Source organism: Burkholderia sp. Bp8998, assembly GCF_003854235.1.
GTDB lineage: Bacteria > Pseudomonadota > Gammaproteobacteria > Burkholderiales > Burkholderiaceae > Burkholderia.
In genome coordinates this window covers 54148-72200 of the sequence record NZ_QTQF01000013.1, presented here as the reverse complement: position 1 = coordinate 72200, position 18053 = coordinate 54148, and the positions used below count along the sequence as shown (strand labels likewise).

Below are 18053 nucleotides of genomic sequence, written 5' to 3'. Positions count from 1 at the left end.
GGCGGGCCACGGGCGGCGTCGCTAGGATGACGTTTTCAAGACCGCTGGAGGGCGCGATGCAAGTTCATGACCTGGCCGGCGCGCCGCTCGATTTCTGGGTGGCGATGGCGGAAGACCTCGGCGCGCCGCGCGTCGACGCCGCGGGTTGCACGATCATTCGCGAACCGGGCGGCACACCTGTGCCCTACGCGCCGTCGTCGTCGTGGGCGGACGGCGGCCCGCTCGTCGAGCGCTTGCCGTTCGGCGCGTTCGAGCGCGACGGCGGGCACGGCGCATGGCGCGCGGTGCTGCATCGGGCGGTGCCGGCGGCGGGTGAGCGTTGCACATTCAACCAGTCGGGGCCGACGCTGCTGGTCGCGGCGATGCGCACGCTGGTCGCGTCGACGTTCGGCGACGACGTGCCGGATCTCGACATGTCGACGCCGCGCTGAGCGCGTGCGGAGCCGGTTACGCGGCCGACAGGTTGCGCACCGCGATCGCGGCGACGTCGACGCGCTTCGGCAGGATCGCGTCCGCGGCCGCGCGATCGGCGACGCGCTGCAGCACGTCGATGTCCGCGCCGGTGACGCCGCGCTGCGCGAGCGCCGCCCGGCGCGCGATGTCGGCGGCCGCATCGCGCGGCAGGCGCGTGAGCGACGCGTAGACGGTCGCATAATCGGCCGGGTGGGCGAGCGCCCACTGGCCGGCGCGGGTGAGCCGCGCGAGCACGTCCGACAATGCCGCGCGCTTCGATCGATCGTCGAGCGTGTCGACCGGCGACGTGAGGAACGCGAGCCCCGAATTGATCCCGCTGCCGTCGCGCACGATGCGCGCGCCGCGCCGCACCACGTTCCCGTAATACGGGTCGAAGGTCGCCCAGATGCCGATCCGTTTCGCCTCGAACGCGGCGAACGCGTCGACCGGCAGCACGAAGCGCACGTCGACGTCGCCCGGTGCGAGGCCGTGTTCGCGCAGCGCGCCGTACAGCTGGTATTGCGAGATGCTGCCGCGCGCCGACGACACGACGACGGTGCGCCCCTTCAGGTCGGCGACGGTCCGTACCGGCGAATCGGGCTGTACCACGATGCCGAGCGACGCCGGCGAGCCGACCCGCGTCGCCACGATCCGCAGCGCCGGATCGCCGAGCGCGGCCGTCAGAACGGGCAGGTCGCCGGCCGGTGCGAGATCGATCGCGCCTGCGCGCTGCGCTTCGAACAGCGGCGCGGCGCCCTGGAAATTGGCCCAGCGGAACCGGTACGGCACGCCGTCGAGCGCGCGCGCGGCTTCGGCCAGCGCGCGCAGGCCGCCGGCCTGGTCGCCGAGCACCAGTGTCACGTTCGACAGGTCGGGGCCGGCCGCGCGGGCGGGCCGTGCGGCGGCGCCCGCAAGCGGTGCGGCGGCCAGGGCGGCCACGCGCAGCAGTGCGCGGCGGCGGGCCAGGGCGGGGGGCGAAGTCATCGGCGGCGGGTCCTCGGTGATCCGCGCGCGGGTGGCGCGGCTGCCGGGCAGATTACGGAATCGGTTTCGCGCCGGCAAACATCGAATCGCGAAATGCTTATTCGCTGCTTCACGCGGAAGTGGTGAATGGCGGACGGGGAAGCAAAGGCCGCGGCTGCCTCGGCGCGCATGCGACAGCGGCGCACCTGAATGCCCGGGGCCTGCGCTAGCCCGTTACCAGCGCGAACAGACCCTAGCCTGCGGCAGGGACGGTGCGCAGGAACGCGCGCACCGCGGGCGCCTTCTCGAAGCGCCGGTGCGCGAGCGCGAGTTCGGACATGATCGGCTTGCCGGCGATCGGCCGGTACACGACGCCCGGCAACGACACGCAGCCGGCGAGCGCGTCCGGGATCACGGCGACCCAGCCGTTCACCGACACGCATGCGAGCACCGCGAGCAAGCCGCCCGGCCGCGCGGCGATCACCGGTGCGAAGCGGCCGCGGCGCGCGACTTCGAGCGTGCCGCGTTCCTGTTCGGGCACCGCGAAGCGTGCGTCGGCGAGATCGGCGGCACGCACGGCAGTCATCGATGCGTAACGCGAATCGGCCGGCACCGCCGCGACGAAGACGTCGCGCTGCAGCGTGACGATCCGCAGCCCGCCCGGCAGCGGCAACGGCGGGCGCACGTACGCGAGGTCGAGCCGGCCCGCGTCGAGCTGCTTCGCGACGTCGTCCATCGGCACCTCGCGCAGGTTCAGCTCGATGCGCGGATGCGTGGCGCGGAACGCGCCGACCGTGCGCTGCAGCGTGCCCGAATAGACGGCCGACGACACGTAGCCGATCTCGATCCGGCCGAGTTCGCCGCGCTCGGCAAGCGTCGCGAGTTCGCGGCCGCGCCGCAGATGCTCGAGCGCCGCGCTCGCCTCGGCGAGAAACGCGTCGCCGGCCGCCGTCAGCGTGACCGCGCGGCGCGACCGCTGGAACAGCCGCACGCCGAGCAGCCGCTCGGCTTCCTGGATCTGCCGCGTGAGTGCGGGCGGCGCCATGTCGAGCGCGTCCGCCGCGCGCGCGAAATGCAGGTGCTGCGCGACGCTCAGGAACGCACGCACATGACGGAATTCGAGCGGATTCATGATTGCATTTTTCGTCAATAAAACTGCATGAACGTATCAATGACAGGCAATACGGCCCCAGCCTAGCATACGGCTCGTTCCTCTTGTTTCGGAGCCGTCGATGTCCTGGTCTTCCCCCGCCCCGCGCGCAGGCGAGGCTGCCGCCGTGCGCGCGGGCACCCGCGTGCCGGCCGCGGCGACGCTCGCGGTCGCATCGGCCACATGCTCGCTGATCGTGCTCGACACGAACGTCGTCGCCGTGTCGCTGCCGAGCATCGCGCGCAGCTTCCATGCGAGTTTCGCCGACATCGAGTGGGTCGTGAGCGCCTACATGACCGCGTTCGCCGCCTGCCTGCTGCCGGCCGGCGGGCTGGCGGACCGCTTCGGGCGCAAGCGCATGCTCGGCGCCGGGCTCGCGCTCTTTTCGCTCGCGTCGCTCGGATGCGGGCTCGCACCGTCGGCCGGCTGGCTGATCGCCGCGCGCGCGCTGAAGGGTGGCGGGGCCGCGCTGTTGCTGACGGCCGCGCTCGCGGTGATCGCGAACCGCTTTCCGGACGGCCGCGAACGGGCCCGTGCATGGGCGATCTGGGGGATGTGCATGGGGCTCGCGACGGCCGTCGCGCCGCTGGTCGGCGGCGCGATCACGCAGTGGATCGGCTGGCGCTGGGTGTTCCTGCTGAACCTGCCGGTGTGTGCGCTGCTCGCGGCTGGCGCGCGCGTCGCGATCGACGAGTCGCGCGATCCGCACGCGAAACGGGTGGATACCGCCGGCAGCCTGCTGTTCGGCGCGGCGCTCGCCTGCGCGATCGCGGCGCTGATCGGCGCGCCGTCGCACGGCTGGCTGTCGGCCGCGACGCTCGGCCGGTTCGCGCTCGCCGCCGCGCTGCTGGCCGCGTTCGTCGGCGCGGAGCGCTGGCAGGCGCGGCCGATGATCGATCTCGCGCTATTCCGCCAGCCGCGCTTCGTCGGCGCGGTGCTCGCGATGTTCGGCTATGCGGCGTGCGCGCAGGTGATGATGACGTTCCTGCCGCTCTATCTGCAGAACGCGTTCGGGATGTCCGCGATCGACGCGGGGCTCGGGATGCTGCCGTTCGCGTTCGCGATGATCGCCGGGCCGTCGCTCGGCGGCATGCTCGCGGCGCGCGTGTCGTCCGGCGGCGTGCTGGCGGGCGGCCTCGCGCTGATCGGCGCGGGCAATCTCGCGACCGCGGCGCTGACGGCCGGCGGCGACTACCGGCTCGTCGCGCTCGGCATGTTCGTGACGGGCTGCGGCGCCGGCATCATGAACGGCGACACGCAGAAGGCGATCATGGCGTGCGTGCCGCCGGACCGGACCGGGATGGCATCGGGCATCAGCACGACCACCCGCTTCTCGGCGATCGTGACGGCCGTCGGCGTGCTCGGCGCGGTGCTGGCCGCCAGCACGCATGCGCACCTCGACCGGCTGCTGTCCGCCGCACCGGGGGGGCGGACATTCGTCGATGCGCCGTTCATGTCGAGCCTGCTGGCCGGCGATCTCGCGCAGGCGCTCGCGCACGTGCCGCCGTCGGCCGCCCGCACGCTTGCCGACGCGGCGCCCGTGGCCTTCGCGAGCGGATTCGCCGCCGCGCTGACGGTGAGCGGCGTGCTCGCACTCGCTGCCGCCGTCGTTGCATACCAGTTGCTTGCACAACCGATGCGCGACGCGTGATGCGGGCGGCGGTCCGTGCGCGTGTTCGCGATGCCGCCGGTGCTCGCGATCGCGCGGCACGGCGCGATCCAGTACGAATCAATGCGACTTCGTCGCGATGCGATGGATGCGCGCCGCGCGCGCGACGCGCGGCCGTTGCGATGTGCCGCCGCAAGGCGTCGCCTGCCGACGGCCTGTGCGCCGCGTCGGTTCGGGTGGGGCGTCGGCGATCGGCGCATTCGTGCGCGCATCCGTATTCGCGGCAACCGCCGAAACGGCCGGCTGTGCGGCCTCCGCATCGAGCCAGCTGCGCGTCGCATCGGCGATCAGCCCGCGCAGCCAGCGCACGCCGTCGACGCACGCCCCCGATTCGTTCCACGTCATCCGGTACACGATGTCGGGCGGCTCGGCCGGCAGTGCCACCGCGCCGAGCGGCAACAGCTTCGCGTAGTGGCGCGCGAGCCGGTACGTGGTGGTGAGGATCAGGTCGGAGCGCACCAGCGCATGCGCGGCGAGTTCGAAGTGCGGCAGCGTGACGACGATCCGCCGCTGCAGGCCGACGCGTTCGAGCTGCCGGTCGATCGCGCCGGACGCTTCGAGCCACGACGGCGTCGGGCACAGTTGGGCCGCCTGCGTGAATTCGGCGGCCGTCACCGCGCCGCGCCGCGCGAGCGGATGCGTCGCGCGCATCAGGCACACGATGCGATCGTCGAACAGGTCGTCCTGCCGGAACCGCGACGAACGGGCAGGGCGATTGTCGATCACGACGTCGAGTTCGCCGTCGGCGAGCGCGCGTTCGTCGTCGTAGCCGTCGCCGAGCGGATGGAACACGAGCTGCGCGTTCGGCGCGCGTTCCCGGAACAGCGCGACGAGCTTCGGCACGAACAGCACGTTCAGGTAGTCGGGGCAGCCGATCCGGTAGGTGCGAACCGACGTGCGCGCGTCGAAGGTCGGCTGCTGGATGCGGATGAAGTCGATCACGCGCAGCGCATTGCGCAGCGGCTCGATCAGCCGCGCGCCGAACTCGGTCGGCACCATCCCGTAGCGGCTGCGCACCAGCAGCGGATCACCGAGCAGCGTGCGCAGGCGCTTGAGCGCGGCGCTCGTCGCCGGCTGCGACATGTTGAGCCGCACGGCCGCGCGCGACACGGTGCGCTCGGTGAGCAGCACGAGCAGGATACGCATCAACCGCGCGTCCAGTACGTCGAGCGCGCCCGTTGCATCGGACGCGTCGAGGGAAAGGCCGTTCGGCGCCGGTGCGTCCCGCATGTCGCTACGCGTTCCCGCGGCCCGTCATTTGACGAAGGTGCCCGGCCAGCCGACGATCCGCTTCGGACGCGGCGGCGCATAGGTGCGCACCTTCGACGTCTTCAGCTTCAGGCGCACCAGCGATTCGGCGAGCGCGACCGCGGCCGACACGCCGTCGACGACGGGCACGCCCGTGCATTCCTCGATCTGCCGGTCGAGACCGGCCATCCCGCCGCAGCCGAGGCAGATCACTTCCGCGTGATCGTCCTTCACCGCGCGCTCGGCCTGGCCGACGATCGCCTCGATCGCGCGGGCCGGGTTCTCCTCGAGCTCGAGCACCGCGAGACCGCTCGCGCGCACCGACGCGCAGCGCGCATCGAGCCCGGCGAGCTTCAAGCGATCCTCGATCAGCGGCACCGTGCGGTCGAGCGTCGTGACGACCGAGTACCGGTGGCCGAGCAGCATCGCGACGCTCGCGGCCGCTTCGGTGATGTCGACGACGGGCACCGTCAGCAGTTCCTGCAGCCCTTCGCGGCCGTGTTCGCCGTAGCCGGCCTGGATCACCGCGTCGTACGGTTCGTCGTAGCTCAGCACGCGGTCCATCACGGCGATCGCCGCGAGGTAGCTCTCGAAGTTGCCTTCGACCGATTCCGCGCCGAAGCGCGGCGTCAGCCCGACGATTTTCGTGCCCGGCGACGCGGCGGCCCGCGCCTGCGCGGCGATGGCGTCGGTGATCGACTCGGTCGTGTTGACGTTGACTACCAGGATTCTCATCGGTGCGCTCCGTATGCTGCGTTCAGTGTCGGGCGCAGGCGACCGCGACAGGTTCGCCCGAGCGCGCCTCGTATTGCCGTTTGCGATCGGCCATCAGCCAGTACCCCGGCCAGATCGCGGCGACCAGCACGCGCAGCACGACCGACGCGAGATAGGTCTGGATTCCGAACCACGCGATCGCGATCACCGCGCGAATCATCGCGGGCAACAGCGCGCCGTGGATGCCGAAGCTCATCCGGCTGATCACCGGGAACGGCACACCGGTCTTCCGGCCCATGTAGCCGGTGAGGGGCCCGGCCGCCGTGGGCGTTATGTCTCGGATTTGTTCGCGAGTATGGGTGGCCGTCGCGGCGATGGGAAATTAAATATTCGGCTGGATGTCATTTGAAAAATGAATGGAGCGGGATCTGCGGGAGGCGATAGCGGGCGGCACGCGAATTGCTGGTCAGGAGTTTCCATTCACATCGACATCAGCGGAGGTGTCATGCAGCGATATTCCATTCGTCAACTATCGCGAGCCGTCTTCGCCGGCATCCTGATCGCCGGCCTGGCGGCGGGTGCGGGTTGTCAGAAGAAGAGCGACAGCGACACCGGCACCGGTACGAGTTCGAGCGCCACGAGCGGCATGGCGCCGGCGCCCTCCACCGCGCCGTCGGGCATGCCGGGCAGCGGCGCGGCCGGCGGTGCGGCGAGCATGCCGGGCGCGGCTTCCGCGCCCGCGGGCGCAAGCGGCGGCTGACCGGCGGCGCGGGCGGCGTGCGTGGGCCGTCGCCCGCGCGCGGCCGGGACGGTTACCGGCGCGGCGCGCGTGTCGCAGGGCACGCGCGGGCGACACCCTGCGCGTGAAAGATTTGCAAGGACCGTTGTAGCGATTCCCGGACCGGGGCCGGCTGCATCACGCCGGCGCACGCCGTCCGGAACAGGAGGTGCGATGCAGAATGCCGAATCGAACCCAACCCCGAAACAGCAGCGCGAACAGATCGCGAAAAGCCCGGTGAAGACGCCGGCGGCCGGCGACATGCCCGATGCGGCGACCCAGGCCGCCGAGGTCGCGAAGCGGCCGCTGACACCGGAGGCGGTCGCGGCGAAAATGCCGACCGGCCTGCCGCCGATCGACGTCGGCGCGCACGCGGTCGACAGCGGCGACCCGGTGCGTCGTGCGGCGGGTCGGATCGTGACGCTCGACAACGCGAACATGGCGATGACCGACAACACGGTCGACGTCGACGGCAAGGGCCTGGAGGCGCGCAGCGGCGCGACCGAGTGGCACGACAACGTGATCTACTCGAATGCGTCGCTCGACGACGCGGTCGAGACGCCCGACGAAGGGCTCGGCGGCATCGAAAGCCGGCCGGGCGGCAACGTTCCGCAGATTGCGACGCGGCCGGGCTGGCGCGTCCACTATATCGGCGATGTCGATGTCGAGCATGGCGACGGCACGCGGGTCGAGCACGTGATCCGTCTCGAGCGGACCGACTGACGACGGATCGATGGTGGTCGGGCGAACCGCCGGCCGCCGGTCCGTCGACGGCCGTTACGATGGCGGTTATTGCGGGCCGAGTTCCTGCGCGGACGTGTCCGCATCGTTGCCCTGCGCGACGAGCACGTGGATGTCGTTCGGCGTCACGTCGCCGATGCCGCCTGCCGGAATCGTCACCAGCAGCCAGTCGGCGTTGTTGTTGATCGCGACCGGCGCGGTCTTCAGGATCGGCGACTTGCTGCCGGCCGTCGTGACGATCACCTGGTAGTTGCCGCCGCTCAGGTAGATGGAATCCTGCCCCGAGGCCGGCACGGCGTTCTGGTACGCGGCACCCGCCAGCGTCGGGCTTTGCGTGTTGATGTCGGTGCCCGGAGGCACGACATACACGTCGACGTTCTGCGTGTTCGGCGACGCGTTGAAGCTGCGCACGCGCGCCTTGTCGGACAGCAGCTGCTTGGCGAACGGATCGTCGATCACCGAAATCGCCGATGATTTGCTCGGCAACGCGACCGTCGTGTAGTGGTGGCCGTTCGCCGCGCCGAACGTCTGCGTCGCGACGGTCGCGGTCGTACCGGATATGTCGTAGCTGGCGGTCTCCGTGCCCGAGTCGATGTCGTGATAGCGGGTCACGCCCTTGTACGCGACGCCCGCCGCGTCCAGCTTCGCATTCAGGTAGTAGTCGAGATTCGGGCCGGCCGGCACCGCATTGATGAAGCGTGCCTGCGGTTTCGAGATGCCGAGTTCGGTGCCGACATCGTTACCGTCTCCGCCGCATGCCGCGAGCACGGAAATGACCGAGCACAGGGCCGCTATCGTTCGAATGGATTTCATTGTCGTCCTCTCATTCAGGGAGCCTGCTTGCGATGCGGATCACCTCGCGAGGAGTCGTGCGTGCGCAGCGCCGGTCAGGGGAAGGATTGCCGTCCGCCCGGGTGGCGGGCGCGTGGATGTCGCAATCGATGTGCCCACGCGGCGCGATCGGTGCGGGTGACCGTGTGGCGGCGGTTGCGGTGCACGGGGGCAGTTGCATGCCGAGCGGGATCGCGCGAGTCGGGTGACGTGTTTGTAAAAAGGCGGGGCGACGAGGGCGCGCAACGCGTGCCGGGAAGGCGTTCAAAGCGGCAATCGGTATGCGTTGTGGTTGGTGCGGGAAGGTGGAATGACTTTCGCGCATATCGTTGCGTACGCATCGATATGCGGAGGCGCGCCATGCGCCCGGCCAGCCGGCATGGCGGAGCCTGGAGGAGGCATCGGCGAGAATCCGGCGGGCGCGCCCGCACTGAGCGGCGTATCGAGCGATGCCGGTGGAGGGGCAGAAACCGTGCGCCAGCAGGGAAAAGCGACACACGGGGCAACGACGGGCGATCCGCGGGCCGTAAATCTTGCCGGCTTCGGTTCATCGTTTAACCATTCGAAACAATGTGTTCACGGAAAAGGGCATGATCTCCGGCGATCGGGCAGGCATACTGTCGCCTATGTTGCTCAATGCCGTCGAATCGACGTGCGCTTGCCCCCCATGTCCATCCCTGTACCTTTTCGATCCCTGCGAGGGTTGACCATCGCGGCTGTTGCATGCTTGCTCGCCGCGTGTTCGACCGCCTCCGACGTGACCACGACGTCGAACCCGAACGTCTTCACCGTGACGACGCGCACGCTCGGCGTGTCGACGACGTGGGCCGACGCCCATGAAAAGGCCGTCGACGAAGCGACCAGCTACTGCACGCAGCGCGGCATGCGCGCGAGCCTGAAGCAGGAGTCGGTGACCGGCGGCCGCCGCGTCGACGCGCGCTCGGAACTCGCGTTCGAGTGCCATCCGACCTTCGAGACCGCGTCGAATCCGCGCGGATAAGCGCCGCGCCGCCCGCGCGGTGGCGACCGTCGCGCCCGCGCTGCTCCGAAAGTGAACCGACCCGCGATGCCGTTGACGGGCATCGCGGGCGCGCGCACGCGCACGTCCGTCGGCTGCGTTACGCCGGCTGCGCTTCGTACAGCTTCACGCACGCGGAGAAGTCGAGTGCGCCGAGCCCCTGCTGGCTCATCGATTGATAGAGCTGCTGCGCGAGCGCGCCCATCCACACCGGCTGCCGTGCGCTGCGCGCGGCTTCGGTCGCGAGCCCGAGATCCTTCAGCATCAGGTTCGCGGCGAAGCCGCCCGCATAGCCGCGCGCGGCGGGCGCCGTGTCGTTCACGCCCGGGTACGGGTTGTACGTGTCCGAGCTCCAGCAGCGGCCGGTCGACGTGTTGATGATGCCGGCCAGCACGGCCGGATCGATGCCGAGCGCGGCGCCGAGCGCCATCGCCTCCGACACGCCCATCATCGAGATCCCGAGCAGCAGGTTGTTGCAGATCTTCGCGATCTGCCCGGTGCCCGTGCCGCCGCAGTGCACGACGTTCTTCCCCATGTCGAGCAGCACCGGGCGGATGCGCTCGAACAGCGCGGTTTCCGCGCCGACCATGAAGGTCAGCGTGCCGGCCTGCGCGCCGCCGGTGCCGCCCGACACCGGCGCGTCGGCGAGCGGGAAGTCGCGCTGCGCGGCGGCGTCGGCCACCGCGCGCACGGTGCCCGGATCGATCGTGCTGCAGTCGACGAAGGTCGCGCCGGCGCGCGCGCCGGCCAGCACGCCGTCGTCGCCGAGGTAGACCGCGCGCACGTGCTGCGCGGCCGGCAGCATCGTGATGACCAGCGACGCGCGGGCGGCCGCGTCACGCGGCGACGCGGCCGTCGTCGCGCCCGCGCGCACCGCGGTGTCGACCGCATGCGCGTCGAGGTCGAACACCGTCAGCGCGTGGCCGGCCTTGAGCAGGTTGGCGGCCATCGGGCCGCCCATGTTGCCGAGTCCGATGAATGCGATTTCCATGTACAGGCTCCCGCTCAGCGCAGCGCGATCGTCGTGTTCACGCCGCCGGCCGTCGCGTCGTCGTCGAACCAGCGTGCGGTGACCGTCTTCGTCTGCGTGTAGAACTGCACGACCTGCTTGCCGTACGGGCCGAGATCGCCGAGCTTCGAGCCGCGCGAGCCGGTGAAGCTGAAGTAGGGGACCGGCACCGGGATCGGGATGTTGATGCCGACCTGGCCGACGTCGATCTCGCTCTGGAACTTGCGCGCGGCCGCGCCGCTCTGCGTGAAGAGGCCGACGCCGTTGCCCATCGGGTTGCGGTTGACCAGCGCGATCGCGTCGTCGAGCGTGTCGGCTTCCATCACGACCACCACCGGCCCGAAGATTTCTTCCGTATAGATCGACATGTCGGTCGTCACGCCCGAGAAGATCGTCGGGCCGACGAAGTTGCCCTGCTCGTAGCCGGGCACCGTCACGTCGCGGCCGTCGAGCAGCAGCGTCGCGCCTTCCTTCACGCCCGCGTCGATCAGCGACAGGATGCGCGCCTTCGCGGCCTTCGAGACGACCGGGCCGACGTCCGTGCCGGCTTCGGCGCCCGCGTTGACCTTCAGCGCCTTGGCCTTCTCGACCAGATCGGGCAGCCAGTCGCGCGCCTTGCCGACCAGCACGACGACCGAGGTCGCCATGCAGCGCTGGCCCGCCGCGCCGAAGCCCGCGCCCACCAGCGCGTTGATCGACTGCTCGCGGTGCGCATCGGGCAGCACGACCGCGTGGTTCTTCGCGCCCATCATCGACTGCACGCGCTTGCCGTGCTGGCTGCCGAGGTTGTACACGTGCGTGCCGACGCGCGTCGAGCCGACGAACGAGATCGCCTTGATGTCCGGATGCGTGCAGAGACGATCGACCACCGTCTTGCCGCCGTGCACGACGTTCAGCACGCCTTGCGGCACGCCGGCCTCGATCGCGAGTTCGACGAGCTGCATCGTCGACAGCGGATCCTGTTCGGACGGCTTCAGCACGAACGTGTTGCCGCACACGATCGCCATCGGGAACATCCACAGCGGGATCATCCCGGGGAAGTTGAATGGCGTGATGCCCGCGCACACGCCGATCGGCTGGCGCAGCGTGTAGGTGTCGACGCCGCCCGCGACGTTCTCCGCGAACTCGCCTTGCTGCAGCGTGCCGATCGAGCACGCGTGCTCGACCACTTCGAGGCCGCGGAAGATGTCGCCCTGCGCGTCGGGCAGCGTCTTGCCCTGCTCGGCCGTCAGCGTGTGCGCGATCCGTTCGAGATTGCGGCGCACCAGGTCCTGGAACTTCAGCATGATGCGCAGCCGCGCGCCGATCGGCGTCGTCTTCCAGGTCTGGAACGCGCGCTGCGCGGACGCGATCGCGGCATCGACCTCGTCGAGCGTCGCGTACGGCACGCGACCGATCACTTCCTGCGTCGCGGGGTTGACGATGTCGCCCCATTCGGCACTTTGCGATTCGACGAACGCGCCGTCGATCAGCAGCTTGGCGGTGGGCAGGGCGAGGGTGGTCTGGGGAACTGCGGCGTTCATGGATGTCTCCGGGAAGCAGTGTGACGATGAAAAAGGGTGTCTGCTTCCGCCGCGCGTGCATGCACGGCGGGCAGCAGGCAGAACTGAAATCGATCGAATGCGGCCGGTGTGCTCAGGTGCGTGCCGGACGCATCAGTGCGGTACACATGAGCGCGAACACGCCGAAACCGACGAGGTACGCGATCACGTAATGCGGCTGGCCGCCGCCGGCCTTGAGCAGCGACGTCGCGATCATCGGCGCGAAACCGCCGCCGATCACGCCGGCGAGCTGCACCGACAGCGAGATGCCGCTGTAGCGGATTTCCGCCGGGAACTGCTGCGCGAACAGCAGCGACTCCGGTGCATAGAGAATCGGGAACACGACGCCGAGGCCGAGCACGATCGCCCACCATGCATACGACGTCTGCTGCGTGCCGAGCATCATGAAGAACGGCGCCGCGAACGCGCACATCAGCACGAGGCCGATCGCGAACATCCGGCGCTGGCCGATGCGATCGCTGAGGTGCCCGCACAGCGGCATCGTGACGAGCGACAGCGCCGCGCCGGCCGTGATCGCGTGCAGCATCTCGGCCTTCGGCAGATGCAGCTGCTGCGTCGCATACGCGAGCGCGAACGTGACGACCATGTAGAACCACGTGTTCTCGGCGGCGCGCGCGCCGACGATCGTCAGCACCTCGCGCGGATGGCGGCGCAGCGCGGCCGTCACCGGCGACTTCTCGGCCCTGCCCTGGCGCTGCATCTTCTCGAAGTCCGGCGACTCCGGCACCTTCGCGCGGATGAACCAGCCGAGGCCGACCAGCGCGATGCTCGCGAGGAACGGCACGCGCCAGCCCCACGACAGCATGTCGGCGTCCGGCAGCGCGGCCACGGCGGCCATCGCGACCGACGACAGGATCAGCCCGAGCCCGACGCCCGTCTGCGGCAGGCTGCCGAACAGCCCCTTGCGGCCCTTCGGCGCATGCTCGACGGCCATCAGCACCGCGCCGCCCCATTCGCCGCCGACCGCCATCCCCTGCAGGAAGCGCATCGCGATCAAGAGCGCGGCGGCCCAGTAGCCGATGCGGTCGTACGACGGGATCAACCCGATGATCATGCTCGGCACGCCCATCAGCAGCAGCGTGATCATCAGCATCGACTTGCGGCCGATGCGGTCGCCGAAGTGGCCGAACACGATGCCGCCCATCGGCCGGCCGATGAAGCCGACCGCGAACGTGCCGAACGCGGCGAGCGTGCCGACGACCGGGTCCAGCGACGGGAAGAAGATGCGGTTGAACACGAGCGCGGCGGCGGTGCCGTAGAGGAAGAAGTCGTACCACTCGATCGTGGTGCCGGCCATGCTGGCCCAGCCGGCCAGCAGGTAGTGCTTCGCGGTGCGGGCGGGCGCCGGCGCTGCGATGGTTGCATGCTCATCGAGGGTGGATCGCGTCTGCATGGTGTCTCCGGTTTTATTGCCCGCGGTTCATGGTCCGCAGGTCACGGTCGAGTATAGTTATGCGCGGATCCACGATGTACCGACAAGAAAACCGGTTGGATATGCATTTATGCATATCGACGATCGGCCCCGAGACGCCTGCCCTTTTTTCCGCCGATGCGACACGCCACCGAGCCGGTTTCCGGCAACCTGAACTGGGACGACCTGCGCTTCTTCCTCGAAGTCGCCCGCACGCAGCGCGCGAGCGGGGCGGCGAAGCGGCTCGGGGTCGACTACACCACCGTCGCGCGGCGCATTCGCGCACTCGAATCCGCGATGGGCACGCTGCTGTTCGACAAGTCGCGCTCCGGCGGCTTCACGCTGACGGCCGAGGGGCAGCGCCTCGTCGCGTATGCGGACGCGATGGAGACGACCGTGCAGTCCGCGTGCGACCAGGTCGCGAATACCGGCGAGGCACTGTCCGGCCACGTGCGGATCGGGTCGACCGAAGGGTTCGGCTGTTTCTTCCTCGCGCCGCAGCTCGCGCGGTTTCGCGTCGCGCATCCGCACGTGACGGTCGACCTGCTGCCGGTCCCGCATTTCGTCAACCTGCCGAAGCGCGAGGCCGACCTGGCGATCACGCTCGAACGGCCCGAACGCGGGCCTTACGTGGTCACGAAGCTGTGCGACTACCAGTTGCGGCTCTATGCGACGCGCGACTATCTGGCGAATCATCCGCCCATCACCTGCACCGACGATCTCGCGCGGCATGCGTTCATCAGCTACGTCGACGATCTCGCGTTCAGCAGCGAGCTGCTGTACCTGGAGCGCGCGGTGCCCGGCGCGACGGCCGGGCTGCGCACGACGAGCGTGATCGCGCAGGTGTTCGCGGCGCTGCAGGGCGGCGCGCTCGCGATCCTGCCGTGCTTCATGGCGGCCACGCAACCGGCGCTGGTGCCGGTGTTGCCGGACGACGTGGTGGTCACGCGGTGCTTCTGGCTGACCTGTCGCGAGGACCTGCGCAAGTTGCGGCGCGTGACCGCGCTGTGGGATTACCTGCGCGCGGCGGCGGAGGCGAACCGGGAATTGCTGATGGGGGAATCGGAGCGGCTTCGGTTCGTCGGGGATCCGGAATAGCGGATCGGCGGATGTCGGAGGTGCAGCCGGAGGTGCAACCGGCGCTCAACCGGTGCTCAACCCGCGCAACCGAGCCGGTCCGCGAGTTCGTTCAGGTCCTTGACGTCGAAGTCCCATGTATCGTCGGCTTTCAGGTCCGTCGTCTGGTTCGGGCCGTGTTCGGTCGGCCGCAGCACGAACGCGGTGGCGAGCCCGAGTTGCCGCGCGGCGGCGAGGTCGCCGTTGTGCGCGGCGACCAGGCACAGCTCGGCCGCCTCGACGCCGAGAATCTCGACCGCTTCCGTGTAGACCTTCGGCGACGGCTTGTACGCGTGCGCGACTTCCGCGCCGAGGATCGCGTCCCATGGCAGGCCGCCGTGCTTCGCGACGTCGACCATCAGCCGGATATTGCCGTTCGACAGCGGCGCGATCACGTAGCGCCGTTTCAGCCGCTGCAGCGCCGCGACGGCATCGGGCCACGGATCGAGCCGGTGCCACGCGAGGTTGAGCGCGTCGATCTCCGCGTCGGGCACGCCGTCGATCCCGTAGCGGTCGAGCGTGCGCACGAGGTTCTCGCGATGCAGCACGTCGAGCCGCACGTAGCGCCTGCGCCCGCTGCGGATCTCCTCCATCGACGGCGAATATTCGCGGCGCCACCTATCGGCGAATTCGAACGGATCGCGATCCGGCGCATGGCGCGCCAGGAACGTGGCGGCTTCGCGCGCGACGCCGGTTCTCCAGTCGACGATCGTTCCGAACACGTCGAAAACGAGCGCCTTGATATCGGGAGGGGTCGTCATGGGATTCCGTGAAGGTCGGTGGACGGGGGCGATGCGCTGCGAGGCGGCAGCGCGCGACGCCGGTTCGAACCTCATTGAAGCACGTATCCGCGGCCGCGGCTGGCCGCGTCGTCGCGATCGAAGCGCACGGCGGCCGGGACGGCGCGCCGAATCGTCCGATGAATGGAATCGGTACGCGTGGCGGCCGCGACCGCGCGTAAGCCCTGATGCGCGCGGATGCAGCGGGGCTGCGCGGATTGGTGTTAAATGTGTTCTGGTGCGCGTCGCGACGCGCACGAATGGGGACGCACCGGGGGTCGCGTAAACCCGGAGCGGTAAACGGCACGAAGAATCGCAAACGAATCGGGCGCGTCAGACCCGGTCGAACGGACGGCAGGATTCGTCTTGAATACCGAACCGCAAAGTTCTCGCTACAGCCTCGGCCTTGCAGCGGAAGTCCTCGCGTCCGAGCAAAGCGTGCTGAGGCTGATCACGCGCAACACACCGCTGCCGGAACTGCTCGTCGAGGTCTGCCGGCGCGCCGAGGCGCTGCTCGGCGACGGTGCGTCGTGCACGATCCTGCTGCTCGACGCGGACGGCGTGCACGTGCGCGTCGGCGCCGCGCCGTCGCTGCCCGCGCAGTACAGCGCGGCGATCGACGGTGCATCGATCGGGCCCGCCGCGGGCTCGTGCGGCACGGCGATGTACGAGCGCCGGATGGTCGCCGTCGACGACATCGAAACCGATCCGCTGTGGGCCGACTATCGTTCGTTCGCGTTGCCGCTCGGCCTGCGCGCGTGCTGGTCGGTGCCGTTCCTGGACGAGGCGGGCACCGTGCTCGGCGCGTTCGCCGTCTATTACCGCACGCCGCGGCGGCCCACCGACGCGGAAACCGACCTGCTGCGCGACATCGGCAACAGCGTCGGCCTCGCGGTGCACCAGGACTGGATCGCACGACAGCTCGCGCGCAGCGAGGAACATCACCGCCTGGTCGTCAACAGCCTGAACGAAGGGATTCTCGTCGTGTCGCGCGACGGCGTGGTGGTCGCGAGCAATCCGAGCGCGAACCGGATGATGCGGGCGGACCTCGTCGGCCGCCGGCTGTCGACGGTGATCCTGTACAAGCTGCACGAGGACGGCACGCCGATCGCGCCCGACGACTGGCCGAGCCGGCGCGCGATCGAGACGGCGATGCCGCAGCTCGACTACTCGGTCGGCTTCGGGCTCGCCGACGGCGACATCATCTGGGTGCGCGGCAACGCGGTGCCGATCGTGAAACCGGGCGAGACGCAGCCCGAATCGGTGCTCGTGTCGTTTCACGACATCGGCCCCGTGCGCGAAGCGCAGCAGCAACTGCGCTATATGGCGACGCGCGACGCGCTGACGGGCCTCTACAACCGGCGCTGGCTCTCCGACCGGATGCGCGAACTGTTCGGCACGCGCGAGGCGGCGGCCGGGCCCGCGCGAGTCGCGATCCTGTTCATCGATCTCGTCGGCTTCAAGAAGGTCAACGACACGGCCGGCCATGACGCCGGCGACGCGCTGCTGCGCAGCGTCGCGGCGCGCCTCGCGGCCTGCGCGGGCGGGCGCCACGCGCTCACGCGCGTCGGCGGCGACGAGTTCGTGATCCTCGTCGACCACTGCGACGATCCCGACGCGCTGGCCGTGCTCGCGCGCGAGGTGATCGACACGATCGCGAAGCCGTTCGAGATCGCGAACAACGAGTACTGGCTCGGCGTGTCGATCGGGATCAGCGTCGCGCCGCGCGACGGCGACGATGCGGTCACGCTGATGCGCAACGCCGATTCGGCGATGTACGACGCGAAGCAGCGCGGCCGCAACCACTTCACGTTCTTCACCGCGCAGCTGAACCTGCGCCTGCAGCGCCGCTTCGCGATCGAGCAGTCGTTGCGCCGCGCGATTGCGTCGGATGCGCTGCGGCTCGCCTACCAGCCGGTCGTCGACGCGCGCAGCGGTCGCACGGTCGGCGCTGAAGCGCTGCTGCGCTGGACGAGCCCCGAGCTCGGGCCGATGTCGCCGGCGGAGTTCATTCCGGTCGCGGAAGATACCGGGCTCATCGTCGCGATCGGCCAGTGGGTGCTCGAAACGGCCTGCCGGCAGGCCGCCGAATGGCGCCGCACGATCGCGCCCGACCTGATGCTCGCGGTCAACCTGTCGCCGCGGCAGTTCCACGAAGGGCTCGTCGAGTCGGTCTACCACTGCCTCGCGCAGACGCGGCTCGATCCGGGCGCGCTCGAACTGGAGATTACCGAAGGACTGCTGATGAACGACACGGACACCGTGCTGCCGATGCTGGAAGCGCTCACGGACATGAACGTGCGGATCTCGGTCGACGATTTCGGCACCGGCTACTCGTCGCTCGCGTACCTGAAGCGTTTTCCGCTGCACAACCTGAAGGTCGACCGTTCGTTCGTGTCGGGCGTGCCCGATCATCGCGACTCGGTCGCGATCACGCAGGCCGTGGTCGCGATGGCGCATTCGCTCGGGATGAAGGTCACCGCGGAAGGCGTCGAGACCCAGGCGCAGTCGTGGTTCCTGCAGCAGATCGGCTGCGACATGCAGCAGGGTTACCTGTTCGGCCGGCCGCTCGATCCGACCGACTACGCGCGCCGCCTCGTCACCGTGTAGG

Annotated in this window: 16 protein-coding genes and 1 pseudogene; 6 read left to right on the top strand and 11 right to left on the bottom strand. The window is 69.7% G+C overall.

What is annotated here, in order from left to right; genetic code table 11:
• Positions 1-56: 56 nt before the first annotated feature.
• The gene (locus tag DIE06_RS15250) at positions 57-431 is read left to right on the top strand and encodes a phage protein NinX family protein (RefSeq protein ID WP_124662133.1); all 375 of its coding nucleotides are present in this window, start codon (positions 57-59) and stop codon (positions 429-431) included.
• Positions 432-447: 16 nt separating this feature from the next.
• Here DIE06_RS15250 and DIE06_RS15245 read toward each other — a convergent pair whose 3' ends face one another.
• The gene (locus DIE06_RS15245) at positions 448-1437 is read right to left on the bottom strand and encodes an ABC transporter substrate-binding protein (RefSeq protein WP_124662132.1); all 990 of its coding nucleotides are present in this window, start codon (positions 1435-1437) and stop codon (positions 448-450) included.
• 232 nt (positions 1438-1669) lie between these two features.
• The gene (locus tag DIE06_RS15240; RefSeq protein WP_124662131.1) at positions 1670-2548 is read right to left on the bottom strand and encodes a LysR family transcriptional regulator; all 879 of its coding nucleotides are present in this window, start codon (positions 2546-2548) and stop codon (positions 1670-1672) included.
• A gap of 100 nt (positions 2549-2648) precedes the next feature.
• Between DIE06_RS15240 and DIE06_RS15235 the strand changes: the two genes are divergently transcribed.
• Positions 2649-4217, top strand: coding sequence for an MFS transporter (locus tag DIE06_RS15235; RefSeq protein WP_124662130.1), 1569 nt, complete (start codon positions 2649-2651; stop codon positions 4215-4217).
• Between the two features lie 78 nt (positions 4218-4295).
• On the opposite strand, the gene DIE06_RS15230 is transcribed toward DIE06_RS15235, so the two are convergent.
• The 4 genes and pseudogenes from DIE06_RS15230 to DIE06_RS38285 form a co-directional block, all read right to left on the bottom strand.
• Positions 4296-5465 carry a LysR family transcriptional regulator gene (locus DIE06_RS15230; protein WP_124662129.1) on the bottom strand — a complete coding sequence of 390 codons (1170 nt, stop codon included), beginning with the start codon at positions 5463-5465 and terminating at the stop codon, positions 4296-4298.
• A gap of 24 nt (positions 5466-5489) precedes the next feature.
• A complete protein-coding gene (locus DIE06_RS15225; RefSeq protein ID WP_124662128.1) occupies positions 5490-6218 on the bottom strand; it encodes an aspartate/glutamate racemase family protein in 729 nt (242 codons plus the stop codon).
• Positions 6219-6321: 103 nt separating this feature from the next.
• Positions 6322-6507: pseudogene (locus DIE06_RS15220) on the bottom strand (cytosine permease); the annotation flags it as partial.
• A gap of 278 nt (positions 6508-6785) precedes the next feature.
• Positions 6786-7040: a hypothetical protein gene (locus DIE06_RS38285; protein ID WP_260433621.1), complete on the bottom strand. Its 255-nt coding sequence runs from the start codon at positions 7038-7040 to the stop codon at positions 6786-6788.
• 109 nt (positions 7041-7149) lie between these two features.
• On the opposite strand from DIE06_RS38285, the gene DIE06_RS15205 reads away from it, so the two are divergent.
• Positions 7150-7698, top strand: coding sequence for a DUF3005 domain-containing protein (locus DIE06_RS15205; protein ID WP_124662126.1), 549 nt, complete (start codon positions 7150-7152; stop codon positions 7696-7698).
• Positions 7699-7764: 66 nt separating this feature from the next.
• Here the strand turns inward: DIE06_RS15205 and DIE06_RS15200 are convergent, their stop codons facing one another.
• Positions 7765-8529: a DUF4397 domain-containing protein gene (locus tag DIE06_RS15200; RefSeq protein WP_124662125.1), complete on the bottom strand. Its 765-nt coding sequence runs from the start codon at positions 8527-8529 to the stop codon at positions 7765-7767.
• 685 nt (positions 8530-9214) lie between these two features.
• Here DIE06_RS15200 and DIE06_RS15195 point away from each other — a divergent pair.
• The gene (locus DIE06_RS15195) at positions 9215-9547 is read left to right on the top strand and encodes a hypothetical protein (RefSeq protein WP_124662124.1); all 333 of its coding nucleotides are present in this window, start codon (positions 9215-9217) and stop codon (positions 9545-9547) included.
• A gap of 118 nt (positions 9548-9665) precedes the next feature.
• Here the strand turns inward: DIE06_RS15195 and mmsB are convergent, their stop codons facing one another.
• The 3 genes from mmsB to DIE06_RS15180 form a co-directional block, all read right to left on the bottom strand.
• Positions 9666-10556, bottom strand: a complete 891-nt coding sequence (gene mmsB, locus DIE06_RS15190; RefSeq protein ID WP_124662123.1) for a 3-hydroxyisobutyrate dehydrogenase — start codon at positions 10554-10556, stop codon at positions 9666-9668.
• A gap of 14 nt (positions 10557-10570) precedes the next feature.
• Positions 10571-12097 (bottom strand): CoA-acylating methylmalonate-semialdehyde dehydrogenase, encoded by a 1527-nt coding sequence (locus DIE06_RS15185; RefSeq protein WP_124662122.1) that lies wholly within the window; start codon positions 12095-12097, stop codon positions 10571-10573.
• A 112-nt stretch (positions 12098-12209) separates the two neighbouring features.
• Positions 12210-13529, bottom strand: coding sequence for an MFS transporter (locus tag DIE06_RS15180; RefSeq protein WP_124662121.1), 1320 nt, complete (start codon positions 13527-13529; stop codon positions 12210-12212).
• 156 nt (positions 13530-13685) lie between these two features.
• On the opposite strand from DIE06_RS15180, the gene DIE06_RS15175 reads away from it, so the two are divergent.
• Complete coding sequence (locus DIE06_RS15175) at positions 13686-14645, top strand: LysR family transcriptional regulator (RefSeq protein WP_124610414.1); 960 nt, start codon at positions 13686-13688, stop codon at positions 14643-14645.
• Between the two features lie 56 nt (positions 14646-14701).
• Here the strand turns inward: DIE06_RS15175 and DIE06_RS15170 are convergent, their stop codons facing one another.
• Positions 14702-15424, bottom strand: coding sequence for a haloacid dehalogenase type II (locus DIE06_RS15170; RefSeq protein ID WP_124662120.1), 723 nt, complete (start codon positions 15422-15424; stop codon positions 14702-14704).
• 384 nt (positions 15425-15808) lie between these two features.
• Between DIE06_RS15170 and DIE06_RS15165 the strand changes: the two genes are divergently transcribed.
• Positions 15809-18052 carry a bifunctional diguanylate cyclase/phosphodiesterase gene (locus tag DIE06_RS15165; protein ID WP_124662119.1) on the top strand — a complete coding sequence of 748 codons (2244 nt, stop codon included), beginning with the start codon at positions 15809-15811 and terminating at the stop codon, positions 18050-18052.
• Position 18053: the final 1 nt, after the last annotated feature.

Bases quoted from the DNA above. Each gene is read 5' to 3' on its own strand.
- DIE06_RS15250 (WP_124662133.1), top strand. From the start codon at position 57: ATGCAAGTTCATGACCTGGCCGGCGCGCCGCTCGATTTCTGGGTGGCG.
- DIE06_RS15245 (WP_124662132.1), bottom strand. From the start codon at position 1,437: ATGACTTCGCCCCCCGCCCTGGCCCGCCGCCGCGCACTGCTGCGCGTG.
- DIE06_RS15240 (WP_124662131.1), bottom strand. From the start codon at position 2,548: ATGAATCCGCTCGAATTCCGTCATGTGCGTGCGTTCCTGAGCGTCGCG.
- DIE06_RS15235 (WP_124662130.1), top strand. From the start codon at position 2,649: ATGTCCTGGTCTTCCCCCGCCCCGCGCGCAGGCGAGGCTGCCGCCGTG.
- DIE06_RS15230 (WP_124662129.1), bottom strand. From the start codon at position 5,465: ATGCGGGACGCACCGGCGCCGAACGGCCTTTCCCTCGACGCGTCCGAT.
- DIE06_RS15225 (WP_124662128.1), bottom strand. From the start codon at position 6,218: ATGAGAATCCTGGTAGTCAACGTCAACACGACCGAGTCGATCACCGAC.
- DIE06_RS15205 (WP_124662126.1), top strand. From the start codon at position 7,150: ATGCAGAATGCCGAATCGAACCCAACCCCGAAACAGCAGCGCGAACAG.
- DIE06_RS15200 (WP_124662125.1), bottom strand. From the start codon at position 8,529: ATGAAATCCATTCGAACGATAGCGGCCCTGTGCTCGGTCATTTCCGTG.
- DIE06_RS15195 (WP_124662124.1), top strand. From the start codon at position 9,215: ATGTCCATCCCTGTACCTTTTCGATCCCTGCGAGGGTTGACCATCGCG.
- mmsB (WP_124662123.1), bottom strand. From the start codon at position 10,556: ATGGAAATCGCATTCATCGGACTCGGCAACATGGGCGGCCCGATGGCC.
- DIE06_RS15185 (WP_124662122.1), bottom strand. From the start codon at position 12,097: ATGAACGCCGCAGTTCCCCAGACCACCCTCGCCCTGCCCACCGCCAAG.
- DIE06_RS15180 (WP_124662121.1), bottom strand. From the start codon at position 13,529: ATGCAGACGCGATCCACCCTCGATGAGCATGCAACCATCGCAGCGCCG.
- DIE06_RS15175 (WP_124610414.1), top strand. From the start codon at position 13,686: ATGCGACACGCCACCGAGCCGGTTTCCGGCAACCTGAACTGGGACGAC.
- DIE06_RS15170 (WP_124662120.1), bottom strand. From the start codon at position 15,424: ATGACGACCCCTCCCGATATCAAGGCGCTCGTTTTCGACGTGTTCGGA.